This window comes from Saccharothrix syringae, from assembly GCF_009498035.1.
Taxonomy (GTDB): Bacteria; Actinomycetota; Actinomycetes; order Mycobacteriales; family Pseudonocardiaceae; genus Actinosynnema; species Actinosynnema syringae.
In genome coordinates, this window is sequence record NZ_CP034550.1 from 4,774,327 (window position 1) to 4,789,127 (window position 14,801).

The window sequence follows — 14,801 nt, forward strand, 5'->3', positions numbered from 1 at the left end:
CGGGGTCAGCCGCGCTGAACCCGGCGCAGGAAGCCGACCGACCTGCGCACCGGGCCCGCCACATCCGGCGCGCCGTGCCGCAGGTGCCCGGCGCCGGGCACCAGCTCCACCGGCGCCCCCGCGGCCAGCGCCCGTCGGCCGCGCAAACCGAGCCGGTCCACCACCGAGCCCCTTCCACCGGGTCCGCCACGATGGGGCGGCGGTAGGACGGGCCGTGGTGCGGGGAGGACGACCGTGCCATTGGTCGGCAAGCCCGATCCGGGGGTGACTAGGTCCAGGCGGACAGCGCCAAGCGCTCCACCTGCGCGATCAGGTCCCGCGGCGGCACGTCGAGGTTGAGCGCCCACGTGGTGATCGTGATCGGGGAGTTCAGGATCCGGTGCGACGTGGCGTTGGCGCTGTCACCTGCGTAGACGAGCCAGGCGCGGTCCACCCGGAGCGCGGTGCAGTAGGCGAGCACCTGGTAGAGGTCGGTGTTCGGGTAGCGCCCCGACCTGCTTTCGAGCTTGTACTTCGCATCCACGACGAACCGGGGCACGTCGTCCACGAGGTGCACGACGTCAACGCTCATCGAGACCGCACCACCGGTGTCGAGCTTGACGGGGTACTGGCCCTCGGTCCGACCGGGGCCGGTGCTCCACGCCTCGGTGAGCGCGGTGGTCACGAAGTCCTCGAAGACCTGCTCCATGTTGACGACGAACGAGGCGATCGACAGGCCGTCCTCACCCACCTCGAACGACATCGTGTCCAGCACCAGCTTCGCGATGCGCAGCGCAGGTTCGTAGCGGGCGTTGAGCCGGCTCGGTCGCCATCGCGGCAGAACGGCTCCGCGCGCCGGTGGTGAGACACCGCTGAATCGGTTGAGCAGGTGGCGCAGCCGGGTTCGCACCGCATCGTCGACGCGGGGGAGCGCGAGCACCCGGCTGACCGCGGCCCGCAGGATGCGGTTCTCGGGGGTGTCCACCGTGAACTCGTCGTGCGTGACCTCCACCGGCATCATGCGACCGGGCCGCCTGGCGAGCTGGTCGCCGACCCGGACCCGGCCGCGCACCACGGTGCTCGTGGTGTGCTCGGTGGTGTAACCGAGGAGCACGCCGCGGGCGAGGGCTCGTTCGACGTTGCGGCACAGGGTCTCCGCGACGACCGCCCACAACCCGTCCGCCTCCACGCCCTCGACGTTCTCCGGGAGGAACCCGGGGTTCACGGCGTAGCCGAGCATGAACAGCAGGCGGGGGATGCGGACCTTCGGCTCCACCACGACGTCGAGCCCGTGGGCGTGCACGGCGCCGACCCGCTTGGCCTTGGGCACCAGCGTGAAGGCCCGACCGCTCGACCGGACCTCGACCAGTCCGCACCTGCGCAGGTGGTCCACCTGCGCGGGGGTGAGCGACACGGTCTCGCCGGTGCCGGTGTTCTCCTTGAGGACGATCACGGGAGGTTGCGGATGGCGTCGAGGCCGAAGGTGTCGTGCACCCGTCGACGCGACATGCGCTCGTAGAAGTGCTCCTCCAGCAGCGGCAATATCGAGTGCTCCCACACCAGGTCGAGCCCGTGGTCCGCATCCGGCTTCATCAGGTAGGACGGACCGATCTTGAACTCGCGGTCGGCGCCGATCAGCCGGTTGAGCTTGTCCAGCAACGTCGCGCGTCCGTCGTCCTTGCCGTGCGCCTCGGCCCACCGCGCCAGCACGCCGCTCACCGGCGGGTGGTCCGGGTGGAGTTCCACGAAGGCGAACCGGCGCCGCATGGCCGCGTCCACCAGGGCGATCGAGCGGTCGGCGGTGTTCATCGTGCCGATGACGAAGACGTTGGCCGGTAGTTTGAACCGGTCGCCGGGGGAGTACTGGAGGTCGATCGCCTCGTCCCGGTACTCCAGCAGGAAGTACAGCTCCCCGAACACCTTCGGCAGGTTCGCCCGGTTGATCTCGTCGATGATCAGGAAGTACGGCCGGCCCTTGTCAGCCTCGGCGTCGGTGGCCAGGCGGCGCAGCGGACCGTGCACCAGTTCGAAGGTCGCGGTGCCGTCCTGGAGCCGCGGTCGGAACCCCTCGAAGAAGTCCTCGTAGGTGTACGAGGGGTGGAACTGCACCAATCGGATCGCGTCGGGAGCGGTGACGTGACGTGCCAGCTCCCGCGCCAGGTGGGTCTTGCCGGTGCCGGGCGGTCCGTAGAGCACGACCTGCTTGCGGTGCTGCAACAACGTGATCATCTTCTGCAACCAGGACAGGTCGAAGTGCAGCCGGTCGGCCAGCTCCTGCGTTGCGTCGGGCAGCTCGACGCCACCTGCGGGCTGGGCGGAGGGCTGCGACAGGTCTGCGGCCAGCCGGGCCGCGTCGCCGGGACCGTACCCGGGTACCCGTAACCGGAGCCGGATCTGCTTGGTGTTGTTGCCGTCCTGGTTCTTGCCGATCCGGCCCTGGGCGCGCCCCAGCTTCCTGCGGAACTGCTCGATGTCCGTCACGTGCTCCAGCACGACGGGCGAGTCCAGGATCCGCCGCTCCGCCTCGGGCAGGTTCCGGACCCGGTTGGAGTCGACCAGCCCGCTCTCCAGCACGGCCCCGCGATCGCGAAGTCGACCGAGCAGCAGTTCGAGGGCGTGGTTGTACTGGGGGTTGATGCCGTTCGGGTACCTGGGGGACCTGCCGCTCGCGCTCCGCATGACCAGCGCGAGCCCGTCGCCGTCCGGCTCGACCTCGAACTCGGCGTTGAGCACGGCGCCCGTGTCGTCCGTTGCCTGCACGCAACCATCATCCCATTGGTCGGCAGGCCGGCGGTCCCCGCACGACGTCCCGTCTGTACGACGCCATCGCCGGTGGTCCCCGCGCGACCGGCCCGCAGCTGTTCCGCCTCACCGACGACGATGGCCGGCGGACCGGGCCGTTCAACGCGATGCTGTTCGCCCCACCGCTGGGCCAGGCCCTCCAGTCCCTCGGCGCCGCCGTCCGCCACGACACCTCGCTGACCACCCCGGTGGGCTACTACGCGACGGGCGCGTGCCCAAGACCGGCCCAACAAGGGCATCGCGTTCTTCCGGAACGTGGACGCCATCGTCGGGCCCGACGACTCGATCGAGCTGAACGGGACAGCCGTCCAGCGCGACCGCGCGAAAACATGCTCTTCACCGTGCCGGACCTGGTCGCCCGGCTCTCCGCGGTCTGCCGCTGCTGCCCGGTGACCTGCTCTTCACCGGCACCCCGTCGGGGTGGGCAACCGGATGGACCCGTCGCGCTACCTCATCACGGACGATGTGCTGGTCAGCCGGGTCGAGGGGATCGGTGGACTGGCACCTGCTTCCACTGACCGCAGCCGCCCACACCGATGCGAGGAGTGAGGCAAGTGCGCACGAGGTACCGCCGGCGGGGGCTCGCCGCCCTCGCGGCCACGCTGGCGGCCGGGTCGCCCGCGACCACGAGCCCGGACCCGGCCGTGGCGGTCACCGATACCGGGGCGGTGCCCGGCGGGTTGGCCACCACCCCCTGGAGCAGGTGCGGCGGTGGCCGGGCGGTTGGGGTGCGCCGACGTGGCAACCGTCGCGGCGTGCCTGCCGCTGGAACCCAGGCGGGCGATCACCTCCGGCCGGTTCAACCGGGTTGGTCGAGGCCGCGTTCCACGCGGTGGAGTAGCAGGTCGGCCGTGGCCGGAGCCGGGGACGGGGGCATCCGACCAGTCGACTGCGGCCGGTCGGGCACCACCGCGGTCTCCGGGCGGGACGCGCCGGACGGCGCGGCGGCCAACGCGGCCACCGCGCCGTCCGGCGAACGATCAGCTCGCGCTGCAGGACACCGTCGGCCAGGTCCAGTTGCCGTTGGCCTGGATCGTCACGCCCCAGTTGTTGCCGCTGCCGTTGGGCCTGGCGCTGAGCACCTGGGCGCTCGGGTAACTGGCGCTGACGTTCCAGGTGGAGAGCACCTTCGCCGGTGACGGCACGTTCATCGTCACGGTCCAGTTGCTCGACCCGCTGACCGCGACGTTGAGGTTGTACCGGTCGCTCCACCGCTCACCGGCGGACAGCGACGCGGTGCAGCCCCCGCCGCCGGGGTTGCCGCCGGGGTCGCCGCCGCCGCTGGTGCTGCCCAGCGTGATGTTGGAGCTGCCGCTGCTCTGGTAGCCCTCGGTCGCCAGGATCATGTAGTCGTGGCTGCCCAGGTTCATCCCGTTGCGGGCCCACGCGTCGAAGTGGTTGCCGGAGGTGATGGTGCCGCCGGTCTTCTTCTGCTGCCGGACGCTCCAGAACTGCGGGAAGGTCTTGTTGCCCTCGATGGAGGGGGCGTTGTACCGCATCGTCTGGTAGATGTCGTACGTGCCGCCGTCGCTGGTGACCGTGCCCTTGTACGTGCCGGTGGGCCGGTAGGTGCCCCAGTTGTCGACGATGTAGTACTCGACGAGCGGGTTCCGCGTCCACCCGTACAGGGTCAGGTAGGCGTTGCCGGACGGGTTGAAGCTGCCCGAGTAGCTGACCGTCCGGCGCCCGCCGGTGCTCCAGCCCTTGCCCGCGACGAAGTTGCCGGTGTTGCGCCACGAGGTGCTGTAGTTGCCGCCGGACCCCAGGTCCATGGAGACCGTGCCCTGGCTGTCGGTCCAGAACGAGTAGAAGTAGCCGTTGTTGGTGCCGGTCTGGTTGGTGGTGATGGCCGCCTGCGCGATGCCGGGCGTCAGCACCGCCAGGGCGGCGGCCGCGGCCAGGACGCCGGTGCGGCCGAGGAGCGACCTGGTGCGACCCCGTCTTCTCGACCGTGCAGGGACGTCGTTCATGTGCGTGCTCCCTCTCCGTTGAGGTGGTGAAATGCCACGTGAGACGACGGAAAACGTCGGGTCGACAGTGTTTGTCCGGTACGCTGGACTGTCAACAATTGTCGAAACATTGCGAAAAGATTCGCGGGGTTTTGCGAAACCACCCCTCGCGGGGGATTCTCCCGGGTGTTTCAGGCGCGGCGCGCGCCGCGCCCGCGGTCCTCGGCGGCGTCGGCGAGCCGGCGCGCGATGCCCTCGGCGGCGGCCCGCAGGTCCGGTGCCAGGCGGTGCAGGTCGGCGCGCACCGAGCGCACCACGATGCCCAGCGCCGCGGCGCTCCCCGGGATGGCCACGGCCACCGAGCACGAGCCCAGCGTCATCTCCTCGCTGGTCAGCGCGTAGCCGCGGGCGGCGGTGGCGCGGACCTCGCGCAGCAGCCGGCCGCGCTCGGTGATCGTGTACGGGGTGAAGCGCCCCAGCGGGCGCTCGACGTACTCGCGGACGAACTCGGCGTCGGCGTGCGCGAGCAGCGCCTTGCCCACGCCGGTGGGGTGCAGCGGCAGCCGGGAACCGGTGCGGGAGACGACGGGCACCGAGCGGTGGCCGCACAGCTTCTCCACGTACAGCGCGTCGAACCCGTCGCGGACGGCGAGGTGGACGTTCTCCCTGGTCGCCTCGTACAGGTCCTGCATGAACGGCAGCGCGGTCTCGCGCAGCCCGGCCGAGACCGGGGCCAGCGACGCGGTCTCCCACAGCCGCAGCCCGACGTGGTAGCAGCCGGACTCGTCGCGGTCCAGCGCCTGCCACGCCGCCAGCTCGGCGGCCAGCCGGTGCGCGGTGGCCAGCGGCAGCCGGGCGCGCCTGGCCAGTTCGGTGATGGTCAGCCTCGGGTGCTCCGCGTCGAACGCCGCGAGCAGGGCCAGCGCCCGCCCGGTGACCGACCGCGGCCCGGCGCCGCCGTTGCCCGCCATGCGCCGTCCCCCTCGTCGCCCGGCACCAGTGGCCACGACCCTAGCCGCGGGCCGGGTGCCGAATCTGCCCGTCCTTCCACTGAGCGGAAGGACTTCCTGGCGGTCGGCGGTGCGCGCCCGTTGGCTTGACCACCATGCGAACCAGAGTCGGGATCGTGGGCGCCGGGCCGGCCGGCCTCGTGCTGTCCCTCCTGCTTGCCGAGCGCGGGATCGAGTCGGTCGTGGTCGAGACGCGCGGCCGCGAGGAGATCGAGCGGACCATCCGCGCCGGCGTCCTGGAGCAGGGCACCGTGGACCTGCTGACCGACCTGGGCGTCGGCGCGCGGGCCCGCGCCGAGGGCGCCCGCCACGAGGGCGTCGAGCTGCGGTTCGGCGGGCAGGGGCACCGGATCGACTTCGCGGGCCTGGCCGGCCGGGCGGTGTGGCTCTACCCGCAGCACGAGGTGCTCAAGGACCTGATCGCCGCCCGGCTCAAGGGCGGTGCCGACATCCGGTTCGGCGCCCGGGACGTGGCGCTGCGCGACGTCACCTCCGACCGGCCGGTCATCTCCTTCACCGACGCCGACGGCACCCCGGTCGAGCTGCGCTGCGACGTGATCGCCGGCTGCGACGGGTCCGCGGGCGTCAGCAGGCGCACCGTGCCCGACGACGTGCGCACCGACTACTTCCGGGCCTACCCGTTCGGCTGGTTCGGCATCCTGGTCGAGGCGCCGCGCTCCTCGGAGGAGCTGGTCTACGCCCACTCCGAGCGCGGGTTCGCCCTGATCAGCACCCGCACGCCCGACGTGCAGCGGATGTACTTCCAGTGCGCGCCCGACGAGCGGCCCGACGACTGGAGCGACGACCGCATCTGGGCCGAGCTGAACGCCCGGGTCGCCGGCGGCGGTTTCACCCTCAAGGAGGGCCGCATCTTCGACAAGGGCGTCATCGCGATGCGCAGCTACGTCTGCGAGCCGATGCGGCACGGCCGGCTGTTCCTGGCCGGCGACGCCGCGCACGTCGTGCCGCCCACCGGCGCCAAGGGCCTCAACCTGGCCGTGGCCGACGTCGTGGTGCTGGCCCGCGCGCTGGAGCGCTTCTTCACCGCCAACGAGACCGACCTGCTCGACGCCTACGGCCCCACCGCCGCGCGCCGGGTCTGGCGGGCCCAGCACTTCTCCTGGTGGATGACCTCGATGCTGCACCTGGACCCGGCCGGCTCCGCGTTCGACCTCAAGCGGCAGCTCGGCGAGCTGGAGCTGGTCACCGGCAGCACCGCGGCGGCCACCCACCTGGCCGAGTCCTACACCGGCTGGCCGATCGAGCTGTAGCCCACGCCGCCGAGACCTCCCGGAGGAGCCCATGACCACCACGCCACCGCGGCTCGCGCTGCCGAGCTACCGCCGCGACCACGACAGCCACCCGCCGCTGGACTCGCCGGAGTACCGGTCGACCTCGCTGCGCCACCCCAAGCAGCCGCTCGTGCTGCTGCCGCACCTGCTCACCGAGGTCACCGGGCCGGTGCTCGGACCGGGCCGGATCGGCGAGCTGGACCACGACCTGACCCGGCAGCACGACGGGGAGCCGATCGGGCAGCGGATCGTCGTGCACGGGCGCGTGCTGGACGGCGACGGCCGCCCGGTGCCCGACTCGCTGGTCGAGATCTGGCAGGCCAACGCGGCCGGCCGCTACCGGCACACCGGCGACCGCTGGCCCGCGCCGCTCGACCCGAACTTCGACGGCGTCGGCCGCACCGTCACCGACTCGCGGGGGCGGTACGAGTTCGTCACGGTCAAACCAGGCGCCTACCCGTGGCGCAACCACGACAACGCCTGGCGGCCCGCGCACATCCACTTCTCGCTGTTCGGCCGGGCGTTCACCCAGCGCCTGGTCACCCAGATGTACTTCCCGGACGACCCGCTGTTCTTCCAGGACCCCATCTACAACTCGGTGCCCGAGGCCGCCCGGCCCCGCATGGTGTCCCGCTTCGACCTGGCGCGCACGCGCCCGGAGTGGGCGCTGGCGTTCGAGTTCGACATCGTGCTGCGCGGTTCGGCGGCCACGCCGTTCGAGGAGGAGGACGAGGATGACGAGCACTGACCTGCCGACCACGCCGTCGCAGACCGTCGGCCCGTTCCTCCACATCGGACTGGTCTGGGACGACGGCCCGCACGTGGTGCCCGAGGGGACGCCCGGCGGGGTGTGGCTGCGCGGGCGGGTGTTCGACGGCGCCGGCGAGCCGATCGCCGACGCCCTGGTCGAGACCTGGCAGGCCGACCCCGACGGCCGGTTCGACCACCCGGACGACCCGCGCGGCCCCGTGCCCGGCTGGCGCGGCTTCGGCCGCTGCGACACCGTCGCGGGCTCCTACGCGATCCACACCGTCGTGCCGGGCCCGGTGCCCGGACCGGGCGGCACGACCCAGGCACCCCACCTCGACGTGTCGGTGTTCGCCCGGGGCATGCTGCACCGCGTGGTCACCCGCGTCTACTTCCCCGAGCACGCCGACGCGCACGCCGACGACCCGGTGCTGCGCTCGGTGCCCGAGGACCGCCGGCACACGCTCGTCGCCACCCGAGTGGACGACGGCTACCGCTTCGACGTGCGGTTGCAGGGCGACGGGGAGACCGTGTTCTTCGATGTCTGACCTCTTCGACGGCGTCCTGGCGGCGGGCCCGGTGCGCGAACTCGTGGCCGACGCGGCGTGGTTGCAGGCCATGCTCGACTTCGAGGCGGCGCTGGCCCGCGCCCAGGCCGAGGTCGGCGTGGTCCCGGCGGAGCACGCCGAGGCCATCGCCGCGCAGTGCCGCGCCGAGCACTACTCCGCCGCCGACGTCGGTGCGCGGGCCGCGGGCATCGGCAACCCGGCGGGACCGCTGGTGCGCGCCCTCACCGCCCGGGTCGGCGGCGCGGCCGCCGGGCACGTCCACCAGGGCGCCACCAGCCAGGACGTGGTCGACACCGCCGCCGTGCTGGTCACCCGCGCGGCGGTGGGCGCGCTGCTGGCCGACCTGGGGGCGTGCGGGGACCTGCTGGCGCGCTTGGCCGCCGAGCACGCGGAGACCCCGCAGGCGGGCCGCACCCTGCTCCAGCAGGCGCTGCCGGTGACCTTCGGGTTCACCGCCGCCGGGTGGCTGTCCGGCCTCGACGCCGCCGCCGCGCGGCTGCGCGCGCTCGGGCCCCGGTTCGCCGTGCAGTACGGCGGCGCGGCGGGCACCCTGGCCGCGCTGGGTGAGCGGGGACCGGCCGTGCTCGCCGCCCTGGCCCGGCGGCTCGACCTGGCCGAACCGGTGCTGCCCTGGCACACCGAGCGCGGCCGGGTGGGCGAGGTGGCGGGCGCGCTGGCCGCGGTGTGCGGTGCGGTGGCCAAGGTCGCGGGTGACGTGGTGCTGCTCGCCCAGACCGAGGTCGCCGAGGTCGCCGAGCACGGCCCCGAGGGGTCGGGCGGGTCCTCCACGCTGCCGCACAAGCGCAACCCGGTGGCCGCGGTGGCCGCCTCCGCCGCGGCGGCCCAGGCACCCGGCCTGGTCGCCACGCTGCTGGCCGCCGCCGCGCACGAGCACCAGCGCGCCGCCGGGTCGTGGCACGCCGAGTGGCGGCCGCTGACCGGGCTGCTGCGCGCCACCGGGTCGGCGGTGTGGTGGCTGCGGACCTGCCTGGAGCGGCTGCGCGTCGACCCGGCGCGGATGCGCGCCAACCTGGACCTGACCGGCGGGCTGCTGCTGGCCGAGCGGGTCACCGCCGCGCTGGTGGCGGAGGGCGTCGGCCGGCTGGACGCCCACGACGCGGTGACCGCGTGCTGCCGCCGCACGGCCGGGGGCGGCGGGCCGCTGGTCGACGTGCTGGCCGGGGACCCGCTGGTCGGCGCCCACCTCGACCGCGGGCGGCTGGCCGGCCTGCTCGACCCGGCCACCGGCACGGGCAACGCGCGGGTGTTCGTCGAACGGGTGCTCGCCGCACGGGAGGCCGAGAAGTGACCGAGCCCGACCCCACCGAGCCCGACCGCACCGAGCCCGACCGCACCGAATCCGACCGCACCGAATCCGATCCCGCCGGTTCCACCCCGGTCGACCTCCACTTCACCGAGCACGGCCCCGCCGACGGTCCCACCGTGCTGCTCTCCGGCTCCCTGGGCAGCAACCTGGACATGTGGGACCCGCAGGCCGAGCCCCTGGCGGCCGCCGGGTTCCGCGTCGTCCGCCTCGACCACCGCGGCCACGGCAAGTCGCCCGTACCGCCCGGCCCGTACCGCCTGGCCGACCTCGCCGGCGACGCGACCGCCCTGCTCGACCGCCTCGGCGTGCGCCGGGCGCACTGGGTGGGCCTGTCGCTGGGCGGCATGGTCGGCATGTGGCTGGCCGCGCACCGCCCGGACCGGGTGGCCACGCTGGCCCTGTGCTGCACCTCCACCGCCCCGGGCCCGCCCGAGGGCTGGCTCGACCGGGCCGCCACCGTGCGCGCGGAGGGCACGGTGGCGATCGCGGACGCCGCCGTGGCGCGCTGGTTCACCCCCGGCTGGCGGGCCGCGAACCCCGACCGCACCGCGCACCACCGCGCCATGATCGCGGCCACGCCCGCCGAGGGCTACGCCTCGTGCTGCACCGCCATCGCCACCATGCGCCTGACCGGGGTGCTGCCCCGCATCACCGCGCCCACCCTGGTCCTCTCCGGCGCCGAGGACCCGGCCACCCCGCCCGACCACGGCGAGCGCATCGCCCGCGCCGTGCCGGGTGCCGCGCTGGAGGTGGTGCCCGGCGCGGCCCACCTGGGCAACGTCGAACAACCCGGGCGCTTCACCGCGGCACTGCTGCACCACCTGGAGGGCAATCCGTGAACGAACGGCACGAGCAGGGCATGAAGGTCCGCCGCGAGGTCCTCGGCGACGCCCACGTGGACCGCGCCACCGCGGCCGCGACCGACTTCACCCGGCCGTTCCAGGACTACATCACCGAGGCGGCCTGGGGCTCGGTCTGGACGCGCGAGGGCCTGGACCGCCGCACCCGCAGCTGCCTCACCCTCGCCGTGCTCACCGCCCTGGGCTGCCACGAGGAACTGGCCATGCACGTGCGCGCCGCCGTCGGCAACGGCCTGACCCCCGAGGAGATCGGCGAGGTCCTGCTGCACACCGCGGTCTACGCGGGCGTGCCGCGGTCCAACGCCGCCTTCGCGATCGCCCAGCGAACGCTGGACGAACTCGGGGTGTCCCCAGTTGAGACTCGAAACATCCGCGAAACCCCTGGATGAGGTCCCCTCCCGATCGGATAGTTGTCGCGCCCGTCCCGCGGCCGTCCGACGAGAGAGGTGCCCCGATGCGGTGGAGAGCCGTTGTCCTGACCACCGGCCTGGTGCTCGCCCTGGCCACCGGTACGGCCCAGGCGGAGGAGGCGAAGATCATCGACTCGACCCGGCACGGCGGCAGGACCGTCGCGCTCACCTTCGACGACGGCCCCAACCCCGCCGACACGCCGCGCCTGCTGAAGGTGCTGCGCAAGCACCACGTGCGGGCGACGTTCTGCCTGTGGGGCGACTACGTCGAGCAGCACCCGCAGCTCGTGCGCTCGATCGTGGCCCACGGGCACCTGCTGTGCAACCACAGCATGCACCACGACGACATGGGCGCCTGGACCCCCGAGCAGGTCGAAGCCGACCTCAAGCAGACCAGCGCCGCCATCCGCCGCGCCGTGCCGGGCGTGCCGATCCGCTACTTCCGCGCCCCCTACGGCAGCTGGGGCCAGACGCCGCAGGTCGCCGCGAAGCTGGGCATGAAGCCGCTGGGCTGGCAGCTGGCCATCGGTGACTGGGAGCCGCCGGGCACCGACGAGCTGGTGCGGCGCATCCGCGAGGGCATCACCGAGGGCGGCGTGATCCTCATGCACGACGGACCCGACGACCGCGCCCAGACCGTGGACGCCGTCGACCGGGTCATCCCGCTGCTGCGCGCCGACGGCTGGCGCTTCGACCTCCCGGCCAAGCGGTGAGCCGGGTGAGGCGCCCCTGGGCGGCGCTGCTGCTGGCCCTGCTGGTGCTGGTGCCGTTCCCGGCGACCGCCACCCCCAGGGGCATCGGGTCGTGGGTCGGCGCGTGGGGCACCTCGCCGACCACCGTGCCCGCCTCGGACACCACCTCGTTCGAGGACCAGACGCTGCGGCAGGTCGTGCACCTGTCGGTCGGCGGCAGCACCCTGCGGGTGCGGCTGTCCAACGAGTTCGGCACCGAACCGCTGGTCGTCGGCGAGGCCCGGGTGGCCCGCAGGTCCGGCACCGGGTCCGCGATCGAGCCCCGCACCGACCGCCGGCTCACCTTCGGCGGACGCGCCTCGGTGACCGTCGCGGCGGGCACGCCGCTGCTCAGCGACCCGGTCGTGCTGCCCGTGGCGGCGGACTCCGACCTGGTGGTCAGCATCTACCTGCCCCAGCGGACGGCCGGGCGGACCGTGCACGCCTTCCCGTACCAGGACGGCTGGGTCGCGGCGGGCAACGTGACCTCGTCGGCCGACATCACGCCGACCGGCGCGCTGGGCAAGTGGCACTTCCTGACCGGCGTGAGCGTGGCCGGGCGCGGCGAGGCGGTGGTGGCGCTCGGCGACTCGATCACCGACGGCGCCGAGACCACCCGCAACACCAACCGCCGCTGGCCCGACCAGCTCGCCCGCCGGTTCCAGCAGGACCGGGGCCTGCGGCACCTGGGCGTGGTCAACCAGGGCATCAGCGGCAACCGGCTGCTGCACGACCCGAACCCGCCCGCGGGCACCCCGGCCGAGGGCTTCGCGGCCCACTTCGGCCAGGCCGCGCTGCGCCGCTTCGACCGGGACGTGCTGGCCCAGCCGGGCGTCGGCCACGTCGTGGTGCTGCTCGGCGTCAACGACCTCGGCCAGGCGGGCTCCATCGCGCCGCCGTCGGAGAAGGTGACCGCGGAAGACGTCATCGGCGGCCACCGGCAGCTCATCGCCCGCGCGCACGCGCAGGGCGTGCGCATCTACGGCGGCACGATCCTGCCGTTCAAGGGTGACACCTTCGGGTTCTACAGCCCGGAGAACGAGGCCGCGCGGCAGCAGGTCAACCAGTGGATCCGCACCAGCGGCGAGTACGACGGCGTGATCGACTTCGACCGGGCGATGCGCGACCCGGCCGACGCCGAGCGCCTGCGGCCCGCCTACGACAGCGGCGACCACCTCCACCCGAACGACGCAGGCATGGCCGCGATGGCCGAGGCGGTGCCGCTGCGCCTGTTCCGCTGAGGCGGTCCCGGGACGGCGGCCGGCGGGGCCGCCGTCCCGGGGCGTCACGGGACGATGCCGCCGAGGTCGCGGAACGGCGTGCCCGAGCGCCAGGGCAGGACGTGGCCGAGCTGGACCAGCTTGCCGTAGGTGGCCGGGTCGACGGGCCCCAGCAGCCGATCGAGCAGGACCTCGGCGGCTTGCCCCGGCGTGCGGGACCGGCTGAAGTCGTCGAACCACGGCCGGGACGCCCTGGTGTCGATCAGCCCCGGGCACACCGCGGCGACCAGGGTGTCCTGTGCCAGGTCGGCCTCCCGGCGCTCCCGCGCCACCGCGCGCACGGCCGCCACCTGCGCGACCTTGGACGGCACGTTGATCCACCGCGGCCAGCCCGCGGCCGCGGCCGTGCCCGCCTGCACGGCCGCCCGCCACCGCTCGACCGCCCGCTCGACGCCGTCCAGGTCGACCCCGTCGAACAGGGGGTGCAGCCGCGGGTCGAGGTGACCCAGGGTGCCCAGCCCGCTGGCCACCACGAGCAGCCGGCCACCGGGCCGCAGCCGGGGGCCGAACTCGCGCAGCACGGCGTGCGTGGCGCCGTTGCCGACGGCGACGAACCCGTCGACCTGGGCGGCCTGCGACTCCTCCCGGCGCAGCGGCACGGCCGCGTTGGAGACCACCACGTCGACCTCGCCCAGCTCGCGGGCCAGCGCCGCGATCGCGCCGGGGGCGGAGACGTCCAGCACGCGCCCCTCGACGCGCGCCTTCCCGTCGACCCGGGCGACCGCCTCCCGGACCCGCCCGGCGTCGCGCCCGGTGAGCAGGACCAGGTCGTCGGGGTCGAGCCGGGCGGCGAGCTGTTCGACGAAGGCGAAACCGAGCCCCTGGTTGGCCCCGGTGACCACTGCGGTGCGTGTCATGGCGCCCACGCTAGGAACGCCCGGCACATGCGTGAAGTGAAAGACCGGCACACCTGGTATGCGTAGTCGTCATGGCCTTGTCCGACGCGTCGCCGACCACCCTGCGGGTCTTCCGGGAGGTCGTGGAACGCGGCACCCTCACCGCCGCCGCGGCGGCACTCGGCTACACCCAGTCCGCGGTGTCCCGCCAGGTCGCCGCCCTCGAACGCGCCGCGGGCGCGGTGCTGCTGGAACGGCGGCACGACGGCGTCGGCCCCACCGCGGCCGGGCACGTCGTGCTGCGCCGCGCCGCGGCCGTGCTCGACCACCTCGACGCGGCCGACCGGGAGCTGGCCGGCCTGCCCGCCGACGCGGGCACCGTGCGGCTGGGCTGGTTCGCCAGCGCCGGCGCCGCCCTGGTGCCGCGCGCGATCGCCGCCCTGCGCCGCACCCACCCCGCGGTCACCGTGACCACGCGGGAGGGCTCGACCCCGGCGCTGGTGCGGGCGCTGCGCGCGGGCACCCTCGACCTGGCCGTGCTGGCGTCCGCGCCGCCGTTCCGGCCGTTCGACGAGGGGACGCCGCCCCTGCGGGTGCGGGTGCTGGCCGAGCGCCCGCTGCGCGTCGCCGTGCCCGCGACCGACCCCCTGGCCGCTGCGGACGCGGTGTCCCTGGCCGACCTGCGCGGCCGCCGCTGGATCGCGGGCCGCTCGGGCCCCGACGAACTGCTGCTCGGCGCGTGGCCGGGGCTCGACGAACGCCCGGAGGTCGCCCACGTCGCCCGCGACTGGCTGGCCAAGCTCCAGCTGGTGGCCACCGGGGCGGGCATCACCACCGTGCCGGCGTCGCTGGCCGCGGTGCTGCCGCCGGGCGTGAAGCTGCTGGCCGTGCGCGACGGGCCGCGCGAGCAGCGGCGGGTCGTGCTGGCCCGGCTGCCGGGACCGCTCGCCGAGCCCGCCGTGCTGCTGGCGGAGGCCCTGGCCGAGGCGGTGGGGTGAGGGGGCGGTGG

At 74.1% G+C, this 14,801-nt stretch carries 15 protein-coding genes; 9 read left to right on the forward strand and 6 right to left on the reverse strand.

What is annotated here, in order from left to right:
* Window positions 1-5: 5 nt before the first annotated feature.
* The 5 genes from EKG83_RS20735 to EKG83_RS20755 all read right to left on the reverse strand — a co-directional run bounded on the left by EKG83_RS20735 (window position 6) and on the right by EKG83_RS20755 (window position 5,701).
* On the reverse strand, window positions 6-161 hold the full coding sequence (locus EKG83_RS20735; RefSeq protein ID WP_153278249.1) for a hypothetical protein: 156 nt from the start codon (window positions 159-161) through the stop codon (window positions 6-8).
* Between the two features lie 107 nt (window positions 162-268).
* A complete protein-coding gene (locus EKG83_RS20740) occupies window positions 269-1,432 on the reverse strand; it encodes an McrC family protein (RefSeq protein WP_051766056.1) in 1,164 nt (387 codons plus the stop codon).
* Window positions 1,429-2,739, reverse strand: coding sequence for an McrB family protein (locus tag EKG83_RS47980; protein ID WP_051766057.1), 1,311 nt, complete (start codon window positions 2,737-2,739; stop codon window positions 1,429-1,431). The genes EKG83_RS20740 and EKG83_RS47980 overlap by 4 nt, the downstream gene beginning before the upstream one ends.
* Before the next feature lie 1,022 nt (window positions 2,740-3,761).
* Window positions 3,762-4,751 carry a glycoside hydrolase family 11 protein gene (locus tag EKG83_RS20750; protein ID WP_033431747.1) on the reverse strand — a complete coding sequence of 330 codons (990 nt, stop codon included), beginning with the start codon at window positions 4,749-4,751 and terminating at the stop codon, window positions 3,762-3,764.
* 170 nt (window positions 4,752-4,921) lie between these two features.
* A complete protein-coding gene (locus tag EKG83_RS20755; protein WP_033431748.1) occupies window positions 4,922-5,701 on the reverse strand; it encodes an IclR family transcriptional regulator in 780 nt (259 codons plus the stop codon).
* Between the two features lie 134 nt (window positions 5,702-5,835).
* Here EKG83_RS20755 and EKG83_RS20760 point away from each other — a divergent pair, with 134 nt between their 5' ends.
* The 8 genes from EKG83_RS20760 (at window position 5,836) to EKG83_RS20795 (ending at window position 12,917) form a co-directional block, all read left to right on the forward strand.
* Entirely contained in the window at window positions 5,836-7,011 is a 1,176-nt protein-coding gene (locus EKG83_RS20760) for a 4-hydroxybenzoate 3-monooxygenase (protein WP_033431816.1), read from the forward strand.
* A gap of 31 nt (window positions 7,012-7,042) precedes the next feature.
* Window positions 7,043-7,780: a protocatechuate 3,4-dioxygenase subunit beta gene (pcaH, locus tag EKG83_RS20765; protein WP_033431749.1), complete on the forward strand. Its 738-nt coding sequence runs from the start codon at window positions 7,043-7,045 to the stop codon at window positions 7,778-7,780.
* Window positions 7,767-8,327 (forward strand): protocatechuate 3,4-dioxygenase subunit alpha, encoded by a 561-nt coding sequence (gene pcaG / locus EKG83_RS20770; protein WP_033431750.1) that lies wholly within the window; start codon window positions 7,767-7,769, stop codon window positions 8,325-8,327. Before pcaH ends, pcaG begins: the two co-directional genes overlap by 14 nt.
* Window positions 8,320-9,657 carry a 3-carboxy-cis,cis-muconate cycloisomerase gene (pcaB, locus tag EKG83_RS20775; RefSeq protein ID WP_033431751.1) on the forward strand — a complete coding sequence of 446 codons (1,338 nt, stop codon included), beginning with the start codon at window positions 8,320-8,322 and terminating at the stop codon, window positions 9,655-9,657. Before pcaG ends, pcaB begins: the two co-directional genes overlap by 8 nt.
* Window positions 9,654-10,514: a 3-oxoadipate enol-lactonase gene (pcaD, locus tag EKG83_RS20780; protein WP_084716516.1), complete on the forward strand. Its 861-nt coding sequence runs from the start codon at window positions 9,654-9,656 to the stop codon at window positions 10,512-10,514. The genes pcaB and pcaD overlap by 4 nt, the downstream gene beginning before the upstream one ends.
* The gene (gene pcaC, locus EKG83_RS20785; protein WP_153278250.1) at window positions 10,511-10,924 is read left to right on the forward strand and encodes a 4-carboxymuconolactone decarboxylase; all 414 of its coding nucleotides are present in this window, start codon (window positions 10,511-10,513) and stop codon (window positions 10,922-10,924) included. The genes pcaD and pcaC overlap by 4 nt, the downstream gene beginning before the upstream one ends.
* A gap of 65 nt (window positions 10,925-10,989) precedes the next feature.
* A complete protein-coding gene (locus EKG83_RS20790; RefSeq protein ID WP_084716518.1) occupies window positions 10,990-11,658 on the forward strand; it encodes a polysaccharide deacetylase family protein in 669 nt (222 codons plus the stop codon).
* Window positions 11,659-11,663: 5 nt separating this feature from the next.
* Window positions 11,664-12,917: an SGNH/GDSL hydrolase family protein gene (locus tag EKG83_RS20795; protein WP_228122732.1), complete on the forward strand. Its 1,254-nt coding sequence runs from the start codon at window positions 11,664-11,666 to the stop codon at window positions 12,915-12,917.
* 44 nt (window positions 12,918-12,961) lie between these two features.
* On the opposite strand, the gene EKG83_RS20800 is transcribed toward EKG83_RS20795, so the two are convergent.
* Window positions 12,962-13,813 carry an SDR family NAD(P)-dependent oxidoreductase gene (locus tag EKG83_RS20800; protein WP_033431820.1) on the reverse strand — a complete coding sequence of 284 codons (852 nt, stop codon included), beginning with the start codon at window positions 13,811-13,813 and terminating at the stop codon, window positions 12,962-12,964.
* 71 nt (window positions 13,814-13,884) lie between these two features.
* Here EKG83_RS20800 and EKG83_RS20805 point away from each other — a divergent pair, with 71 nt between their 5' ends.
* Window positions 13,885-14,790 carry a LysR substrate-binding domain-containing protein gene (locus EKG83_RS20805; RefSeq protein WP_033431753.1) on the forward strand — a complete coding sequence of 302 codons (906 nt, stop codon included), beginning with the start codon at window positions 13,885-13,887 and terminating at the stop codon, window positions 14,788-14,790.
* The last annotated feature ends 11 nt before the right edge of the window (window positions 14,791-14,801 follow it).